The sequence below is a fragment of the Janthinobacterium psychrotolerans genome (genome assembly GCF_001677885.1).
In the GTDB taxonomy this organism is placed as follows: domain Bacteria; phylum Pseudomonadota; class Gammaproteobacteria; order Burkholderiales; family Burkholderiaceae_D; genus Janthinobacterium; species Janthinobacterium psychrotolerans.
Window position 1 is genome coordinate 65,088 of the sequence record NZ_LOCQ01000049.1, and the last position, 18,408, is coordinate 83,495.

General features: G+C 65.7%; 15 protein-coding genes and 1 pseudogene. 4 read left to right on the forward strand and 12 right to left on the reverse strand.

Annotated elements, in window-relative coordinates; all coding sequences use genetic code 11:
* Positions 1–10: 10 nt before the first annotated feature.
* The 7 genes from ASR47_RS07765 to ASR47_RS07795 all read right to left on the reverse strand — a co-directional run bounded on the left by ASR47_RS07765 (position 11) and on the right by ASR47_RS07795 (position 8,971).
* A complete protein-coding gene (locus ASR47_RS07765) occupies positions 11–415 on the reverse strand; it encodes a phasin family protein (RefSeq protein ID WP_171898911.1) in 405 nt (134 codons plus the stop codon).
* A gap of 111 nt (positions 416–526) precedes the next feature.
* Positions 527–4,156, reverse strand: coding sequence for an EAL domain-containing protein (locus ASR47_RS07770; RefSeq protein ID WP_065307190.1), 3,630 nt, complete (start codon positions 4,154–4,156; stop codon positions 527–529).
* Between the two features lie 327 nt (positions 4,157–4,483).
* Positions 4,484–5,428 carry an alpha/beta fold hydrolase gene (locus ASR47_RS07775; protein WP_065307191.1) on the reverse strand — a complete coding sequence of 315 codons (945 nt, stop codon included), beginning with the start codon at positions 5,426–5,428 and terminating at the stop codon, positions 4,484–4,486.
* Positions 5,425–7,065: a GMC family oxidoreductase gene (locus ASR47_RS07780; RefSeq protein ID WP_065307192.1), complete on the reverse strand. Its 1,641-nt coding sequence runs from the start codon at positions 7,063–7,065 to the stop codon at positions 5,425–5,427. Before ASR47_RS07780 ends, ASR47_RS07775 begins: the two co-directional genes overlap by 4 nt.
* A gap of 10 nt (positions 7,066–7,075) precedes the next feature.
* Positions 7,076–7,582 (reverse strand): hypothetical protein, encoded by a 507-nt coding sequence (locus tag ASR47_RS07785; RefSeq protein ID WP_065307193.1) that lies wholly within the window; start codon positions 7,580–7,582, stop codon positions 7,076–7,078.
* A gap of 265 nt (positions 7,583–7,847) precedes the next feature.
* Positions 7,848–8,201, reverse strand: a complete 354-nt coding sequence (locus ASR47_RS28145) for a LysR family transcriptional regulator (RefSeq protein WP_065307194.1) — start codon at positions 8,199–8,201, stop codon at positions 7,848–7,850.
* Positions 8,198–8,971 (reverse strand): RNA methyltransferase, encoded by a 774-nt coding sequence (locus ASR47_RS07795; protein WP_065307195.1) that lies wholly within the window; start codon positions 8,969–8,971, stop codon positions 8,198–8,200. The genes ASR47_RS28145 and ASR47_RS07795 overlap by 4 nt, the downstream gene beginning before the upstream one ends.
* Positions 8,972–9,167: 196 nt before the next feature.
* On the opposite strand from ASR47_RS07795, the gene ASR47_RS07800 reads away from it, so the two are divergent.
* Positions 9,168–9,947, forward strand: coding sequence for an inositol monophosphatase family protein (locus ASR47_RS07800; RefSeq protein ID WP_065307196.1), 780 nt, complete (start codon positions 9,168–9,170; stop codon positions 9,945–9,947).
* A 41-nt stretch (positions 9,948–9,988) separates the two neighbouring features.
* Here the strand turns inward: ASR47_RS07800 and ASR47_RS07805 are convergent.
* The 4 genes and pseudogenes from ASR47_RS07805 to ASR47_RS07820 all read right to left on the reverse strand — a co-directional run.
* Positions 9,989–10,189: pseudogene (locus ASR47_RS07805) on the reverse strand (hypothetical protein); the annotation flags it as partial.
* Between the two features lie 146 nt (positions 10,190–10,335).
* Positions 10,336–12,441 (reverse strand): TonB-dependent receptor plug domain-containing protein, encoded by a 2,106-nt coding sequence (locus tag ASR47_RS07810; RefSeq protein ID WP_065307198.1) that lies wholly within the window; start codon positions 12,439–12,441, stop codon positions 10,336–10,338.
* 63 nt (positions 12,442–12,504) lie between these two features.
* The gene (locus ASR47_RS07815; protein ID WP_065307199.1) at positions 12,505–13,938 is read right to left on the reverse strand and encodes a M23/M56 family metallopeptidase; all 1,434 of its coding nucleotides are present in this window, start codon (positions 13,936–13,938) and stop codon (positions 12,505–12,507) included.
* A gap of 4 nt (positions 13,939–13,942) precedes the next feature.
* Positions 13,943–14,320, reverse strand: a complete 378-nt coding sequence (locus ASR47_RS07820; RefSeq protein WP_065307200.1) for a BlaI/MecI/CopY family transcriptional regulator — start codon at positions 14,318–14,320, stop codon at positions 13,943–13,945.
* A gap of 266 nt (positions 14,321–14,586) precedes the next feature.
* Here ASR47_RS07820 and ASR47_RS07825 point away from each other — a divergent pair, with 266 nt between their 5' ends.
* From ASR47_RS07825 to ASR47_RS07835, 3 genes are all read left to right on the forward strand, one after another.
* Complete coding sequence (locus tag ASR47_RS07825; RefSeq protein WP_065307201.1) at positions 14,587–15,960, forward strand: DEAD/DEAH box helicase; 1,374 nt, start codon at positions 14,587–14,589, stop codon at positions 15,958–15,960.
* 195 nt (positions 15,961–16,155) lie between these two features.
* Positions 16,156–16,926 (forward strand): hypothetical protein, encoded by a 771-nt coding sequence (locus tag ASR47_RS07830; protein WP_065307202.1) that lies wholly within the window; start codon positions 16,156–16,158, stop codon positions 16,924–16,926.
* On the forward strand, positions 16,923–17,369 hold the full coding sequence (locus tag ASR47_RS07835; protein WP_082988807.1) for a histidine kinase: 447 nt from the start codon (positions 16,923–16,925) through the stop codon (positions 17,367–17,369). The genes ASR47_RS07830 and ASR47_RS07835 overlap by 4 nt, the downstream gene beginning before the upstream one ends.
* Before the next feature lie 155 nt (positions 17,370–17,524).
* On the opposite strand, the gene phbB is transcribed toward ASR47_RS07835, so the two are convergent.
* The gene (gene phbB / locus ASR47_RS07840) at positions 17,525–18,283 is read right to left on the reverse strand and encodes an acetoacetyl-CoA reductase (RefSeq protein WP_065307203.1); all 759 of its coding nucleotides are present in this window, start codon (positions 18,281–18,283) and stop codon (positions 17,525–17,527) included.
* Between the last annotated feature and the right edge of the window lie 125 nt (positions 18,284–18,408).

Sequence of the window (18,408 nt, forward strand, 5' to 3'; positions counted from 1 at the left end):
GCGCGCCGGGCTACGCCGCCTTCCTGGCCTGCTTGCCGGCCGGCGCCGCCTTTTTCTTGACAGGCACTTTTTTGACGGCCCTGGCGGCGCCAGCCGACAACATTGCCAGTTGGCGCTGCAATTGCTCCACCTGTTCGCGCAGCGCCGCCAGTTCGGCCTGGGTCGGCACGCCGATGGTGGCCAGCGCGCGCGCCACCCTCTCTTCGAAGACCTGTTCCAGGCGGTCGTGCGCCGCGCCGCCCGGCATGGCGGCTTGCGCCGCCGGCGGCAAGGCCGCGCCATCGTGGGCCAGGCTGGCCAGCAGGCGGCCGCCCTCTTCCTGCGCGAGCGCAAACGCGCCCAGGCTGGCTTGCCAGATCTGCCGCGCCGAAGCCTGCATGGCGCCGGAGGTATCGTGCTTCAGTTTCTTTGTCATTGCCCGCTCCTGTATCATGGAATGCCCTGCTGTTGATTCTAGAGGCCAGAAACAAATGCGGGTAACTGAATGCGCCGCTCGGTGCGCCAGCACACCGAGCAAACGGAGAGATCAGGCGGCCGCTTGCACCGGGCCGTGCAGCAGGCCATGCAGGCGAAAACCTTCGCGGATATTTTCGCGCAGCACAGCGCCCTTCCACGGCTTGGTATAGAAGCGGTCGACGGCGCCGCGGTTGATCGCCGCCATGATCGGTGTCAGGTCGGCATGGGCCGACAGCATGATGCGGAAAGTGTCCGGGCACAGGTGCTTGACCCGCTCCATGAATTCGGTGCCGCTCATGGCCGGCATGCACTGGTCGCACAAAATCACCTGCACCTGGTGGCGCGCCAGGATGTCGAATCCTTCGGCGGCCGTCTGGGCCGTCAGGATGCGGTAGCCGTCCTGGGCCAAAAAATCGCTCAGCACGTCGAGCATGAAGACGTCGTCGTCGACGATCAGCAGCGTCTGCTGCTGTTCGTTGCCGGCGTCTCGCGGCGCCTGCAGCAGCTTTCCTTTCATCAACATCTGTTCGAACTCTTCCTGCGCCACCGGGCGGCTGAAATAATAGCCCTGCATTTCATCGCAGCCATGACGGCGCAAATACGCCAGTTGCGCATCGTTTTCCACACCCTCGGCGATCACCTGCAGCTTCATGCTGTGCGCCATGCTGATAATGGCCAGCACGATGGCCGCGTCGTCGGGGTTGCTGGTGACCTCGCGCACAAAGGCGATATCGATCTTGAGCTTGTCGATGGGAAAGCGTTTCAGATAGGCCAGGCTGGAGTAGCCGGTGCCAAAATCGTCGATGGAGATCTGCACGCCCAGCGCCTTGAGGTTGCGCAGCACGGCGATGGTTTCCTCGGCGTTCGACATCAATGAACTTTCCGTCAGTTCCAGTTCCAGCAGGTCCGGCGCGATCCCGTGCTTGCGGATGGCGCGCAACACTTCTTCTTCCAGGCCGCCGACAAAAAACTGGATGCCCGACACGTTGACCGACAGGTGCACCGGGCCGATGCTGCTCGAACTCCAGTCGGCGATAGTGCGGCAGGCCTGGTCGATCACCCAGTTGCCGACCCGCACGATCAGGCCGGTTTCCTCCAGCAGTGGAATGAACACGGCCGGCGACACCATGCCGTGGCCGGGCCGGCGCCAGCGTATCAGCACTTCGGCGCCGCTGACCCGGCCCGAGACGATGTGTACCTTGGGCTGGAAGAACAGCACGAATTCCTGGTTGTCGATGGCGCGCCGCAGCGCATTTTCCATATCGAGGCGGGCCATCGACTGGGCGTTCATTTCGGCCGTAAAAAAACGGAAGGCGTCGCGCCCGGCTTCCTTGGCGCGGTACATGGCCGTGTCGGCGTACTGGATCAGCGTGTCGGCATCTGGCGCGTCGTCGGGACAGACGGCGATACCGATGCTGGCCGTGACCGTCACCTCATGGCCCTGCAGGTCGAACGGCTTGCGCATCGCTTCGCGGATCTTGTCGACCACGGCCACCGAATGCTGGGCGCCGTCGGGCAGGATCAGGATGGCGGCAAATTCGTCGCCGCCGAAGCGGCCGATGGTGTCGCGCACGCGCAGGCAATCGACCAGGCGGCTGGAGAACTGACGCAGCAATTCGTCGCCGATGGTATGGCCCAGGGTGTCGTTGACATTCTTGAAGCGGTCGACATCGAGAAACAGCACCGCCACCGACCATTGATGTTCCTGCGCCTGCGCCAGCGCATGGGTGAGCGAATCGTAGAACTGGCTGCGGTTGGGCAGGCCCGTGAGGGTGTCGAAATGGGCCAGCTTCAGCAGGCGCTGCTCGGCCTCCTTGCGCTCGGTGATATCGCGCGCCACCGCCACCAGGATCGAGCTCAGGCCCGAGCGCAGGGTGCGCCGCTGCACTTCGACCGCCAGGGGCGAACCGTCCTTGCGGTGCAGCTGCAGTTCGGCCATCTGCGCGCCCTGGTCGCCGGCCAGCAGCTTTTCATACAGTTCGTCGAGCTGCGGCTGGCCGTCGTGACTGCCGCCCGGCCCCACCTGCAGGAAGTCTTCGCGCTCGAAGCCGAGCATGCGGCAGGCCGTCTGGTTGACGTCGACAAAGCACATGCCGGCGCGGTCGACCAGGAAGATGGCGTCGGCGGTGGCGTCCATCGCCAGGCGAAAGCGCCGCAGGTCTTCGTCGAGGCGGATGCGGGCCGCCATGTCGAGCGTCAGCTGTTCATGGTGGCGCTTGATTTCGTCGTACAGCAGCAGGTTGTCGTAGGCCACCGCGATCTGCGCAGCCACTGTGGCGGCGACACGCTCGTCGACTTCGGAAAACTCGTGCGTACCGAGTTTGTCGACCAGGTACAGCCAGCCGTGCACGCGCTCGCGCGAGGCGATCGCCACGCCAAGAAAGGAGTGCACGGGCGGATGCGTGCCGGGCAGGCCCAGCGCGGCGGGGTCGCCTTTCAGGCCATTGACGCGGTGCGGTTGCTGCCGCTCCAGCAGGCGCGCCAGCACGCCGGTGCGCGGCGCGGTGGCGATCTGCTCGATGTTCTTTTCGGTGCCGCACGCGGAAAAATAGCTGAGCTTGTCGGCGCCTTCTTCGAGCACGCCGATGCAGGCGTAACGCGCCACGCAGATGTTTTGCGCCACCTTGCAGCCGGCGGCGATCAGCGCGCGCGGATCGCGTTCCGCGCCCAGGTCCATGCCCAGCTCGATCAGGGCCGTCAGGCGCAGGCTGACCGCCTGCAGGCTGGAAAGCGAGCGCGACAGCCGCTCCGTCATGATCGCCAGGTCTTCCGGCACCGGCGCGCCGCTCTCGCCCTGGCCGGCCAACTGGGAAATCTGCTGGCGGCTCGTTTCCAGTTCATCGAGATAGCCGCTGACATGTTGTTCGATGCCGGACAATTTTCCCATGTCCGGCGTGTCGGCCGCGCGCAGCCTGGCGCCCGCCGGCGGCGCTGGCGCCACCAGGCCCAGCGCTTCGTTGACGGTGCGCACGATCACTTCCGGGTCGGATGGTTTCGGCAGCACCCAGCGCACGCCGCAGGCCTGCGCCAGCAAGATCGCCTCCTGCTCGCGGTAGGTGGCCGTATAAAAGATGATGGGCACGTCGGCCAGCGCGGCGTCTTCATGCACGCGCGTGACGAATTCATAGCCATCCATATTGGGCATCAGGATGTCGGAAATGATCAGGTCGGGCCGCTCGGTACGCATGATGTCGAGGCCCTCGGCGCCATTGGCCGCTTCCAGCAGGCGATGGCCGCTGTAGCCGAGCAGCGCTGTCAGGAACTCGCGGTTGAGCACATGATCATCGACGATCAGGATAGTGGAGATGTCGTTTTTAACTGGCGTCGACGGCGCCCCGGGTAAAAAAGATTCCAGCTCCGCCACGAACAGGTCCGGTTCGATCGGCTTGCCGATATAGCCGTTGAAACCGGCTTCGAGCAGGCGCTCGCGGTCGCCCACCATGGCCAGCGCGGTGACGGCCAGCGCGGGAATCTTGCTCAGCAAGGGGTCCTTCTTCAGTTCGGCCACCACGCCATAGCCGTCGAGCTTGGGCAGATGGACATCGCAGATGATCAGGTCGGGCACTTCGCTGCGCGCCATGCGCACACCCTCTTCGCCATCATAGGCGGCCAGCGGCGTGTAGCCGAAGGCGCGCAACAAATACACCATCAATTCCATATTGGTGGCGTTATCTTCAATAATCAGGATACGTGCGGACAATTAGCACTCCCACCTAAGTAACATTTCACTATTAATACCCGTTCACCCGCTTGCCGTCTGTGCGGTCCAGCGCACAACGCTGATCTGAGTGGCATGACAATCCTACAATAGCGGGTGTACATTCTCGGTATAAATCGGCGATCGCCGATTTCACCACACATGTGGCCGCCTGAGCGCCGCGCGACGCGCGTCCACGGCAGCTGCCAGCTTAAACCAGGACGGCACGGGACGACAGGTTTTTATGAGCGGCAAGCGATGAAAAGTGGACAACCATGGCGTCAAAAACGACAACTAGTCCAGCTTGATGCCAGGCGGGGCAACCCGGCGCTAACCAGACGCCAAAACCGCTGCACCGACTTGCGAAACGATAGTGATTTCCGCCAGCACCTGGCGCAGCACGCGCGCATCGGACGCCAGCGCCACATGGCCCAGGCCGGCATAAGCATGATTGCGCGCGCCCGGCAGCCGCGCCGAGTCCTGCGGCGCGACGATATTGTCGTGATGCGAATAGATCGATGTGATCAGCGCGCGCGCCTGCGGCGTCTCGTCATGGTCCAGCTGCGCCAGCCAGGCGCCGGGCCGGCCGCCGGGACGGCTCATCTGGCGCGCATTGCTGCCCACCGCCAGGTTGGCCAGCGCCGTGCCGTGGTGCGGCGTGCCGATGGTGATCACGCGCGCCACGCGCGCGCAACCATGGCGGCGCAAGTACGCGCGCGCCACCAGGCCGCCCATGCTGTGCGCAACGATGATGACCTGCCGCGCGCCGGCGTCGGCCAGCAAGGCGTCGATGGCCTGTTCGACCACCGGCACGAAGTCCTCGATGCCGGCATTGACGGGTTCGAGGTCGACTGCGCCATGGACCACGCCGGCCCGCGCCAGCTGGCCGCTCAAGGGCGCCCAGAAACCGCGGTTGCAGACATAACCGTGAATCAATAACACCGGCAGCAGCGCCTTTCCTGGCGTGCCAGGCTTGCTCAGGCGCGGGCGCAGCATGCCCCAGGACGAGGTACGCAGATTGGCGCTCAGTTCGCCCATGAACAAACGCGCCGCGGCGGCCATGCCGAGCGGCTGCGGCACGGCCTGGCCGCCGTCACGCCGGCTGTGCCAGAAATTGCGCGCCACAATCAGCGCGCGCACCAGCAGCACGCCCATCGCACCCAGCAGCAGCGCCAGCGCCATGTGCCTCAGGCCGCCCTGCCACAGCAGCCATGCCAGGCCCAGGGCTGCCAGCACTTGCAGCAGCATCAGCCAGCGCAGGGCGCGGGCAATCACGCCTCAGCCTCCTTTTCCGTACCGAAGCCGGGGGCCGCCTTGCCCGTCAACGCTTGCGCCAGGCTGCTGGCCAGGCGCGCGGCCAGCGCATAGATCGACAGCTGCGGATTGGCGCCGATCGAAGTGGGAAACAGCGAGCCGTCATGCACCGACAGATTGGCCAGGCCGCGATAACGTCCTTGTGCGTCGCACACGCCCAGGCGCGCATCGTCGGACATGGCGCAGCCGCCCATCACATGGGCCGACACCACGCGCGCCAGCAAGGCGCGGTACGGCAAGCCATCGATCGCCTGCCGCGCCTGGGCCCAGCTGGTGTAGTGGCGCGCCATTTCATGCACCGGGTAGACGCTGCGCGCGCCGGCGGCGAACTGGATCTCGGCCATGGACAGCAGCGCGCGGCGCACGCCATCCCAGACAAACGGCGTCAACGGATAATCGAGCACGGCATTGCCATGGCCGTCGAGGCCGACCGCGCCGCCGCTGGCCTCCTCGTGAAAACCGTCGCGCAGCAGCGCCAGCAGGCCGTGCACATGGGGAAACTGGCGCATGGTCTGCGCGTGTTCGTCGCCAAAGCCGCCCATGGTGGTGGCCATCAGCAGCGGATGCAGGGGCGGCGCTTCGAGCTTGTAGCCGATGGCCCCATCGATGGGCTCGACACCGAGAAAATGGTCGGAATAAATCGTTTGCGGCGCGCCGGCATGGGCGTCGACCCGTTGCGTGAACAGGGCGGCGGAAATGACGGTGGGGTGAAGGAAGGTGCGCCGGCCCAGCAGCTTGTGCGGATCGGGCGCGTTCGAACGCAGCAGCAGCGCCGGCGAATTGATGGCGCCGCCGGCCAGCACGAAATGTTTGGCCAACAAGGTCAGCCTGGTCCCGGTCGGTGCTTGGCCGGCCACATCGAGCGCCGTCACCTGCAGGCTGGCGATGCGCTCGCCCTGCAGCACAAAGCGTTCGGCCCTGGCGTGCGTCAGCAGCCTGGCGCCCAGCTGCAGCGCAGCCGGTATGGTGGTGACCAGCATCGACTGCTTGGCATTGGTGGGGCAGCCCATGCCGCAGTAGCCGAGGTTCCAGCAGCCGTTGACGTTGCGCCGTATGGCGGCCGTCGGTATGCCCAGCTGCCGCGCGCCGCGCCGCAGCAGATCGTTGTTTTCATTCGGCGGCGCGGGCCAGTCGCCAACATGCAGGCGCCGTTCGACCATCTCGAACCATGGCGCCATGGCCGCCACCGTGTAGCCCGCCAGGCCGTGGTGCGACTGCCAGTGCGCCAGAGTGGCGGGCGGGGCACGAAAGCTCGAGGTCCAGTTGACGGTGGTCGAACCGCCAACGGTACGCCCCTGCAGGATATTGATGGCCTTGTCGCGCGTCTTGCGGGCGGCGGACTCCTGGTACAGCGCGGGATAGGCGTCGGCCTCGCGCATCTTGAAGTCTTTTGACGACTTCAGGCCGCCCTCCTCGACGATCAGCACCGTCAAACCGGCGCGCGCCAGCAGTTCGGCCGTGATGCCGCCGCCGGCGCCGCTGCCGATGATGACCACATCAGCCTCCAGGGTACGGTCCGATTGCAAGCTGGCGGCGTCGATCACCTGCCAGCCGGCGGCCAGGCCGGCGGCGATCGGATCAGGTATCGGTGAACTCATGCTTGCGCCTTCATGACAGTTCGGCCATCGGCCCGGGATAGCCGATGGCGGCCCAGCTGGCGCTGTCGGCATACCAGGCGCCCAGGATCAGGTCGTGCAAGGCCAGATAGGCCGTCTGCAAGATGGCAAAACGGTGCAAGCGCCAGCCCTGCAGAAAGGCCGCCACCTGGCGCGGATCGGCCCCGATCCAGCCACCATCGATGCCGGTGACCAGCCATCGCGCCGGCGCCAGCGCCAGCAGGCCAAACAGGTCCTGTACCTCGCCCTGCTGGGCCAGCGGCAAGCCATGGATCGCGGTGCGCACGCCGTCGATCGAGCGCGCCAGCGCCACCGCGCCCGGCGGCAAGGCGCTGCCCAGCATGGCCGGCACGATGGCGGCCAGCGCCGCGCGCGCTTCGCCGTCGAGCTCGAAACGGCGCAAGGGCGCCGGTCCGCGCGCCAGCCGGTAGGCGGCGCCACCGGCCGCCAGGGTGCAGGCGCCCAGCAGCCCCAGCTTGAAAAACGATCTGCGTCGCATGGTGTGTTGCCTCCCCCTGGTGAGCGGTTTTTCCGTCCAGTGTACGCCAGGAGCGCGATGCGCCGTGCGCAAAAAACTGGAGCGCAGGGTCTAACTGCCGCGCAGCAGTAACAACATGGCCAGCAGCGCCGCCGCCATGCCGCCCAGGCTGATGGACGATAGCCCCCAGCCGGCGATCAGCGCCCCGGCGCGCGCAGCAGCGCGATATCGAGCTCACCCGCTTCCAGCAGCTCCACCAGCTCCTGGGTCGGCGCTACGCGCAGGGTCAGGTGCACAGCGGGAAAGGCAAGGCGTCCAGCACATGGGCATACGGGGTGACCTGGATAAAGCCCGGGCGCAGATGGCCGGCACGGCCCTGCGCCACGCGCCGCGTTTCGGCCACGCCCTGTTCCAGGGCCGCCAGCACCTGTCTGGCGGTGGCGAGAAACGCCGTGCCGGCGGCCGTCAGGTCGACCTTGCGGTTGGTGCGTGCGAATACCGGATAGCCGAGCTGCTCTTCGAGCCGCAGAATCGCCTGCGACAACGGCGGCTGGGCCATGTGCAGCCGCTCGGCGGCGCGCCGGAAGTCCGGCTCTTCGGCCAGCGCAATAAACTGGCGCAACAGCCGCGTTTCGATCATCGTGGCTTTTTCGCCATCACCAGGATATGGCGCGCGATGCCGCGCAGGATATTGACTTCTTCCGTTTCCAGCCCGGTGCGCGAAAACAAACGTTTCAAACGCGGCATCAGTTTTTTCGGATTGTCGGCGTCGAGAAAATCGATGGCCACCAGCGCTTCCTGCAAATGCGCATACATGCCGTCGACCTGGGCCAGGCTGGCCGCGTCGCCATGAAAACCGATGGGGCTGGCCGCTTGCGCATCGCCCGAGGCCGCCAGGGCGGCGACCCGGCATTCATAGGCGACCACCTGCGCCGCCTGTGACAGGTTCAGCGAAGAATACTCGGGGTTGGCCGGGATATTGATCAGGACATTGCACTGTTCGACGATCTCGTTGGGCAGGCCGAAGCGCTCGTTGCCGAAAATCACCGCCGCATGCAGCTCGGTGCCGGCGGCCAGCTGGGCGGCAATGTCGCGCGGCGCGGTCACCGGCGGCGAAAATTCGCGCAGCCGGGCCGACACGGCGGCCGCGTAGTTGCAGCCTTCCAGCGCCTCGGCGATCGAGCCGACGATGCGCGCGCCGGCCAGGATATCCTGCGCACCGCTGGCAAAGGCCACCGCTTCCGGGTCGCGGAGGGCGTCGGCAAAGCGCGGGTTGACCAGCACCAGGTCGGAAAAGCCCATGGTTTTCATGGCCCGCGCGACGGCGCCGATATTGCCGGCACGGCTGGTCTCGACGAGGATAAATCGCAGGCGTTTGAAAAGAGACGTATTGATTTCGGGCAGATTCATTTAAAATAGCGCCATTGCGCGGTATCGATACAGGAAATGTCGGAAGATGGACGTCACACAACGCTGACGCCAGGCCCGGATTTTAACCACTTCGCCACCGCTTTGCTCTTTAATTCATTCTTGCACTCCTGCGCTCCAGTACACACCGGTACTGCCGGGCGCTCGCGTGCTTTTAACGGAAGCTCACATGCACCCAATGCTCAACACGGCCATCAAGGCCGCCCGCCGCGCCGCCACCGTCATCAACCGCGCGTCTTTCGACCTCGACCGCGTCGTCGTCACGGAAAAACAACATAACGATTTCGTCACCGATGTCGACCAGGCGGCCGAACAAGCCATTATCGAGGTGCTGTCCAAGGCCTACCCGGACCACGCGTTCCTGGGTGAGGAATCGGGCGCTTCCGCCAACTCGCACGACGAGAATGAATTCCAGTGGATCATCGACCCGATCGATGGCACCACCAACTTTATCCACGGCTTTCCGCAATACTGCATCTCGCTGGCATTGGCCCAGCGCGGCATCGTCACGCAAGCCGTGATCTACGATCCCGTCCGCAATGACCTGTTTACCGCCAGCAAGGGCGCCGGCGCCTTCCTGAATGAAAAACGCATCCGCGTGACCAAGCTGGACCGTGTGGCCAACGCCATGCTGGGCACCGGCCACGGCGCCGGCCCGCGCGCGCTCGACGAATACCTGAAAATGTACGCCATCATGGGCGAACGCAGCCAGGGCGTGCGCAGCGCCGGTTCGGCCGCGCTGGACCTGGCCTACGTCGCCTGCGGCCGCCTCGACGGCTTCTACCAGAAAGGCCTGAAGCCTTGGGACATCGCCGCCGGCGCGCTGATGATCACGGAATCGGGCGGCATCGTCGGTGAATTTTCCGGCGAATCGGACTACCTGTACAAGGGCGACGTGATCGCCGCCAGCCCGAAGGTGTTTGGCCAGATGGTCAGCCTGCTGGCGCCGTTCGCGTAACAAGCAGCGCAATGCAAAAAAACCGGCCTCGGCCGGTTTTTTCATGCCTGCTCAGCAGGTAAGCCATGCCCTTCGCTGGCGTTGAACATGGTCTTGGCGTGGATCAGGCCCAAGCCATAGCCGCCGCCATGCGCCACGGCGGTGGCCACGGTTTGATTGCAGGTTTCGCCATGCGCCCAGTCGCGCTGCAGCTCCAGCAAGTATTGCACCGAGGTCATTGGCTGGGCGCCCGCCTGTATCATGCAAAGCGTGATCGGCAATGCCGGACTTCCCTGCCATGACACTGTGTGCTGGGCCAGTGCCATGCCGTATGAAGCCAGGGTGGCGAAACTTGAAACGCAAAGTTTTCGAAGTTATGTTCGATTTTTTCGATTATTGATTTTATCCGTTACAAGCTGCCTTCCAGCATCAACCTCCAGGTCGGGTCGCTGGCGGCACTGACGCTGCGCAGCATGCGGCCATCGCCATCGTCAAACACGCCGCGGGTGACATGGCGCTGTCCCAGCAGGTTGGCGCCCGACATGCGCAGACGCAGCTTGTCGCTCCATTTCCATAAGGCATAGGCGTCCAGTTCGCGCTTGACGCCGGCATACGCCAGCATGCTGTTGGAAATACGCGCACGCACGCCGGCCTGGTAAGTGAAGCTGGCGCCAAGCGACAGCGGCAGGCGCGCCAGCCGGTAGTCGCCGCCAGCGCTGGCGCTCCACGGCAGCTGGCTGTCGAGCCGGTTGTCCGGGCCGGGCACGCCGGTCACGCGCGACCAGTTGCGCGCCAGGTTGGCGCGCAGATCGACCGCACCGAGCGGTAACTTTGCTTCCAGTTCCAGCCCGCGCACCAGCGCATCGCCGCCGTTGACGGGCGTGGCGACCCAGCGCTCGCCAGCGAGGTATAACTGGTCGCGCATCACGCCCTTGACCTGCCGCAGCGAACCACTCAAGCCCAGCAGCACGCCCTTGGCCGGATAGTATTCATATGCCGCATCGATGCCCCAGGCCAGTTCCGGGCGCAGCGCAGGATTGCCCCGGGTGTCGGGATTGGTGGCGCTGTTGCCGTTGTCGACCGTGTAGCGGCGAGGAAGCAGCTCGAAGATTTCGGGCGCCTTGTACGTGCGCGTCAGCGCCAGGCGCAGCTGGTCTTCGCCGCGCAATTTCCACAGGCTTTGCAGCAGCGGGCTCCATACCTGCGAGCGCACGTTCACCTGGCCGCTGGCCGTACGCAAGCCTTCCCAGCGCAAGCCCAGGTAAAGCGACCAGCGCGCCGACACTTCCCATTCGTCCTGCGCATATAGCGCCAGGCGCGCGGCGGTGGCCGCATAGGCTTCGTCCGACAGTGCCGGCTCCGCGCCAGCCAGCAACTGGCGCTCGCGGCGAAAGTCGGCGCGCCGGCGCCGGCCCGCATCCCAGCCCGCCGCCAGCAGATGGTGTTCGCCCAGCTGCAGCCGGTAGCTGCCACTGAAGGTCACGCCTGCGTCGTCGACGCCGGAGTCGACCAGGTGCGTGGCGCGCAGCACACGTTCAGGCCCGGGGCCACGGCCCTCGAATACAAAATCGTTGCTGCGGTGGTTGTAGTTCACGCCCAGCTTGACGTCCAGGCTGGCGCCGGCGCCGAGCTTGCGCAGCCATTGCAGGTCGCTGCGCACGGTACTGCTTTCCTGGTCGAAGTCGCTGTGATTATCGGGGTAGCTGCTGCTGCCGCCCACATACGCCGTTTCCATGCCCAGGTGGCGCGTCGCCAGGCGCTTGACGCTGACCAGGCTTTGCCAGGCCAGGCTGGCCTCGTCCGCCATTGCCCAGCTCAGGCGCGGCGCCAGCTCCAGCCCATAGACCCGCACCGTCTCGCGCTGCGGCACATGGCGCAGCGCGGTGGTGTTGCCGTCGATATCGAGATTGCGGTCCCACTCATCGATATCGCTGGCGCGCGCCGTGCGGCTGAGCGTGCCGGCCAGCGCATACGTCAGGCTTTGCCGCTTGCCCGACCATTGCAGGGTGGCGCTGCCGGCGTGCAGGCCGGCGCTGGTGGAGGCGCCCAGCTTGAACTCGCGCTGTGGTTTTGCAGCGGCTTTTTTCAGCACGATATTGATCGCGCCGGCAATCGCCTGGGCGGAAAATTCGGCAGTGGCGGCGCGCCGGATCTCGACGCGCTCGACCAGCTCCGGGTCCAGGCTGTCGAGCGCAAAATCGTTGGGCACGGCAACGCCGTCGAGCATCACCAGGGTGTAGCCCTGGCCCAGGCCGTGCAGCGCGATTTGCTGGCCCTGGCCGGCACCGGGCGCGCCGCCCACCGACACGCCGGGCAGGCGCTTGAGCACATCGATCAGGGCGCGGTCGCCCTGGCGTATCAGCTCATCGTGGCCGACAGTGATGGTCGAGACCGTGTCATTGCGGCGCTGGGCGGTGCGGTCGACGCTGATGGTGACCGAGGGTAGGGTATCGTCGGCGCGCACGGCGGCCGGCCATGGCAGCGCGAGGCTGCATAGCAACAGGGTGGTTCGCATGGGGATTCCTGGAGGTGGTGGTACCGGCCCGTGATCCCGGGCCGGCATGATGAAGGGGCGAATTTAGTAGCCGAACTGCTCCTTGCGCATGCGCAGGGCGCGGGCGGTGGCATTGGCGTCGAGACCGGCCAGCCACTGTTGCGGGTCCTGCAGGCGCCCGTTGCGGCTGACCTGGAAATGCAGGTGCGGCCCCGTCGCCAGGCCGGTATCGCCGACCGTGCCGATGGTCTGGCCGGCGGTGACGGCCATGCCGGTGCTCAGCGTGACCTGGTCGAGATGGGCGTACAGCGACTCGATGCCGCCGCCATGGTCGATGCGCACCGCCTTGCCCAGGCGCGCATCTTCGCTGACGCTGGCGATGCCGTCGGCCGCCGCATGCACCGGCGTGCCGCGCCTGGCGCCCAGATCGATGCCGCGATGGCCTTGTGGCGTCATCTGGCGCACCACGCCAAAGAAGCCCGTGACACGCATGGTGTCGAGCGGATTGCGCCAGGCAGACGGCGCCGTGGCTGGCGCAGTCGCCGTGAAGATGGCGGCAGGCGTGGCCGCTACCGACCAGGCCAGTGCAGGCTGCAGCGCCAGGCTGGCCGCGCCGATGGCGCACAACAGCAGCACCGCCAGGGCGCGCAGCAGCGGATGCAATCGCACCTGGCCGTCACGCAGATGGCTCAAGCGTTCGGCCATGCGGCCGCCGCCAAAGGCCAGCCCCGGCAGCGATTGCGCCTGCAGGCCCAGTTGTTTGACCAGCGCCGCCGCATACTGCTGGCGCTCGCGCTGTGGCCGGCCAGCCAGCACCTGGCGGTCGCAGCCCAGTTCCTGCGCCCAGGCCAGCTTGCCGGCCAGCCAGCGCGCGGCCGGATTGAACCACAGCAGCGCCTGCAGCAAGGTGGCCAACAGCAAAAGCAAGGGGTCGCGGCGGCGGGCATGGGTCAGCTCATGGGCGATCACCAGTTGCTGCTGTTCCGGCGTAAATTGCGCCAGATGCGCCGGCAGCAGCAAGCGCGGCCGCCAGACGCCGACCAGCATCGGCGAGATCGGCGCGTCCACTTCCAGCACCTCGACGCCATGCAGCCGGCGCCGCTGCGCCAGTGCCAGCAAGGTGCGCAACATGGCGCGGGCACGTTGCCAGCGCCATGCCGTGACAGCGACGCCAAGCAGATAGACCAGGCCCCAGGCGGCCGGCACCAGCGCCAGCCAGGAGGCAGCGGCAGGCAGACCGGCGGCTGGCGCTGCCATGGCCAGCGGCGCCTCGGGCGCCGCGCCGGCCAGCGCCACCGGCACGCTCAGTTCGGGTACCACGCTCAGCTGTTGCGTATCGGGCAGCAGCGGCAGCACGAACGCGGCGGCCTGCACCAGCTGCGCGACTAGCCAGACGCCGCGCTGGGCGGCCAATGCCGGCCAGCGCCGTTGCGCCAGGCTCAGCAAACACCACAGCAGCAGGCCGGTGACCAGGCAGGCGGCGCTGGCCTGCAACAGCGTCAGCAATATCAGCGGCATCGCCCTACTCCTTCGCGTCGAGCGGCCAGTCCTGCAGCAATTGTTCCAGCTGCGCCAGTTCCTGCTGGTCGACCAGTTTGCTGCCGGTAAACATCGTCACCGGCAAGGGCGTCTCCAGCTCCATCACGCGGCGGCCGAAATCATGGGCAAACGCGGCCAGGGTGGCCACCTTGTCCGCCGTCGTTTCATAGACCTGTACGCCCTGTTCGCTGCGCTGCACCAGCAGGCCTTTTTCCAGCATGCGCTCGACCGTCTTGCGGGTCGATGAAAACGACCAGCCCAGTTCTTCCTCGACGCTGGCGTGCAGCGCGCGCGCCGACAGCGGCTGGCCTTTCCACAGGGCTTTCAACAAGGTCAGTTCGGTAACGGATGGGGTGGCCATGGAATTCCTTTGCAATGATGTGCAGCAATTATGCGACAACTGTCACACGACCTGCAAGCAGTTTCTGCGACAGATGTCACATATCCCGTTCATAACATGCCAGCGTCTTGATCTGAATCAGTTACAGCACTTTTTGACTATGCTGTTATACTTCGCGCATGCGGCACATATGACCAGTCCCCTTGCCGCTGTCTTTCGACCCTAATCTGATTGCCTGCGACTGGCGCCTCCCGATGGCGACAGGCCGATCTCACAATAAAGTTACCATGTCCTTTTCCTCCCTCGGATTGTCCGACGCTATCGTTCGTGCCGTTACCGAACACGGCTACACCGTACCGACCCCGATCCAGACCCAGGCGATTCCCGCCGTATTGGCTGGCGGCGACCTGCTGGCCGGCGCACAGACCGGTACCGGCAAGACGGCCGGCTTTACCCTGCCCGTGCTGCACCGCCTGTCGACCGACGCCAATGGCGCGGCGATCACCAGCAACAGCTCGACGCGCCCGATCCGCGCGCTGATCCTGGCGCCGACGCGCGAACTGGCGGCCCAGGTCGAAGAAAGCGTGCGCGCCTACAGCAAGTACACCAAGCTGAACTCGACCGTGATCTTCGGCGGCGTCGGCATCAACCCGCAAATCAAGCAACTCAAACATGGCGTCGACATCCTGGTGGCCACGCCGGGCCGTTTGCTCGACCATATGGGCCAGGGCACGGTCGACCTGTCGAAAGTGGAAATCCTGATCCTCGACGAAGCCGACCGCATGCTGGACATGGGCTTTATCCGCGACATCAAGAAAGTGCTGGCGGTATTGCCGCCGAAACGCCAGAACCTGCTGTTTTCGGCCACCTTCTCGGAAGAGATCAAGGCCCTGGCCGATGGCCTGCTGAACAAGCCGGCCATGATCGAAGTGGCGCGCCGCAATTCGACCGTCGAAGTGATCAAGCAGAAGATCCATCCGGTCGACCGCGACAAGAAGCACCCGATGCTGTCCTACCTGATCAAGTCGAACAACTGGACCCAGGTACTGGTATTTACCCGCACCAAGCACGGCGCCAACAAGCTGGTCGAGCAACTGGGCGCGGACGGCATCGGCGCGCTGGCGATCCACGGCAACAAGAGCCAGTCGGCGCGCACGCGCGCGCTGTCCGAGTTCAAGGACGGCACGCTGCAAGTGCTGGTGGCCACCGACATCGCCGCGCGCGGCATCGATATCGATCAGTTGCCACACGTCGTCAACTACGATCTGCCGAATATTCCGGAAGATTATGTGCACCGTATCGGCCGTACCGGCCGTGCCGGCGCCAAGGGCGAAGCCGTGTCGCTGGTCTGCGTGGATGAGCACGAAATGTTGAAAGACATCGAAAAGTTGATCAAGCAAACCCTGCCGCGCGAAGTCATCGAAGGCTTCGAGCCTGACCTGAACGCCCGCGCCCAGCCTGTGCAATTGCGCAGCGGCACCGGCGGCCACCGCAACAACAGCCGCGCGCCAGCCGGCGCCGTGGTGCGCGTGAAAACCGGCGGCGGCGGCGCCAAGCCACGCAGCGCCGGCCCATCGGGCGGTGGCGGTGGCGGCGGCAACCGCTCCGGCAATGCGCCGCGTTCGGCGGCTTCGCATCGTTCGGGCGGCCGCGGCCGCTAAGACCCGCCTGAAAGCTGCTGCGCGGGGCGCCATCACGCCCGCTCGCCACGCTTTGAGGCAGGGTCTCATGTAATGAAATGCGCTCTGCAACCTGGTTGCGAGCGCATTTTTTACGTCTGTACGATTGCTCAATCACAATACCAGTGCTGGCGCACGCGGGGACAATGAACATCTTTTCCCTTCCTGGCCACCACCATGTCCCGCCTGTCCTGCTTGTTTGCGCTATGCCTGTTGCTCGGTGGCTGCGCCACACGCGCCGATCGCCTGCCCGCCACGCAGCAAGTGCTGGCGCTGGCCGACGACGCCCAAGTCCTGCAAGCCTTTGGCGAACTGGCGCTGCGCCACCGCGACAGCTACGAGCGCCTGCGGCCCTACCTGGACGAACAGCAGGACGCCAGCGAAAAACTGCTCGACCGGCAGCGCCGCGCCATGCATGCCGACGTGGCGCTGATCGAACTGGGCGTGGCGCAGTATTTGCAGGGCCTGGGCCAGCTGGCGCGCCAGGACCGTTTTGCGTTCACCAGCGAGATCAATGCGGCCGGCGTGGCGATCCGCGCCTGGCCAGCCACCGGCATCGATGACCGTGCGGTCACGGCCTACACCATCTTGCTGCGCCTGCTGGCGCGCATGCAGGGCGAAGCGGGCCAGCGCCAGCTGCTGGGCCAGCTGATGCGCGATGGCGATCCGGCGCTGCAGACGCTGGTGTCGACCTTGACCGGTTTGCTGCGCCTGTACGACAAGGCGGGCGACAATGAGCGCGATATCGTGCTGGGCCTGCTGGAAACCGACATCGCCTTTGCCGACACGCCAGCGCAGCGCCTGCTGGCGGTGCTGGCGAAAACGGTACAGCAAAGCAAAATCGACGAATACCGCTTGTACGGCTTGCGCCATACCCTGGCGCAGCGGCAACTGGCGGCGCTGGCGCTGGAACATGCGCGCCTGGCCAGCCTGGGAGAATTGCCATGAACGAACGCCGCGAAGCCGCCCTCAGCAGCGCCATGCGCGTCGAACAGCTGGGCGACAGCCTGTCGCAGGCGGCTGCCGCCCTGCACGAGGCCGTGATGCGCGCCATTCGCAGGCGCGCCAGCCTGGGCCCGGCCGGCATTACCCAGGCCCAGGCGCAAGCCGTATTTGCGCTGGAAGTGGCGCTGCGCCAGCAGGCCAACGCCCTGTATGCCGATGCCGCCGGCCATATCATCACGGGACTGGGCACGGCCCAGCGCCAGCTGAGCGGCCTGCTCGATACGGTGCGCCAGCGCATCGCCCGCCACGACAACGTCAGTCACTGGATCAGCCTGGCAACGAGCTTGCTGAACCTGGGCCGCGCCGTGCTGGCGCGCAGTGCCGAACGGGTCTTGTCGACCCTGGCGACGGTGCGTGAACGGCTGCGCGAAGTTGCCGGCGATTGAGTGCCATCAGGCGCCGGTGACGCCGCAAAGGCAAAGGGCAAGGCATCGCTGCCCTGCCCCTTGCCTTGCCACCACGCCACTGCTGCGCTACTGCGCCGGCACCCGTCCGCCTCTGCGTGCGCACTGGATGCCGGGTCTCCTCCACCACTGTAAAACTAACTCATGTGCTGCCCGCCATTGATGGCGATATTGGCGCCCGTCACGAACGCCGCTTCATCGGACGCCAGGTAGGCCACCAGCGCCGCCACTTCGTCCGGTTCGCCCAGGCGCCCCAGCGGAATTTGCGGCAGGATTTTTTTGTCCATGATGTCCGCTGGCACGGCGGTGACCATCCGCGTGCGCAGGTAGCCGGGCGACACCGTATTGACGGTCACGCCATGGCGCGCCACTTCCAGCGCCAGCGACTTGGAAAAGCCGTGCACGCCGGCCTTGGCGGCCGCATAATTGCACTGGCCAAAAGCGCCTTTCTGGCCGTTGACGGACGAGATATTGATAATGCGGCCCCAGCGGTGAAGCAGCATCGGCTCGATCACCTGCTTGCTCATGTTGAACATGCTGTCGAGGTTGGTGCGCATCACCTCGCTCCAGTGCGCGCGCTCCATCTTGCGCATGCTCTGGTCGCGCGTGATGCCGGCATTGTTGACCAGCACGTCGACGCGGCCGAACTGCTGCAGCACATGGCCCACGGCCGATGCGCAAGCGTCGAAATCGGTGACATCGGCGGCCAGCGCATGGAACTTGAAATCCTCGGCGCGCTGCTCTTCCAGCCACTGCGCCACGCGCGGGTTGCCTGGCGTATGCATGGCCACCACGGCAAAGCCGGCGCCATGCAGGCGGCGGCACAGGGCCGTGCCCAGGCCACCCATGCCACCGGTCACCAGCGCCACCCTTGGTTCCGCCGATTGTTCCGTCATCTCGTCTCCCTCCTGCATTATTTTTCTGAGTGGGATCCAAGTGTAGGAGCAGTTTTTGTCCAAGACTTTGCGCAAGATCAAAGGCTCAGCCTGGTACAGCCGTGCGCAGTCACCTTGGTGGTCTG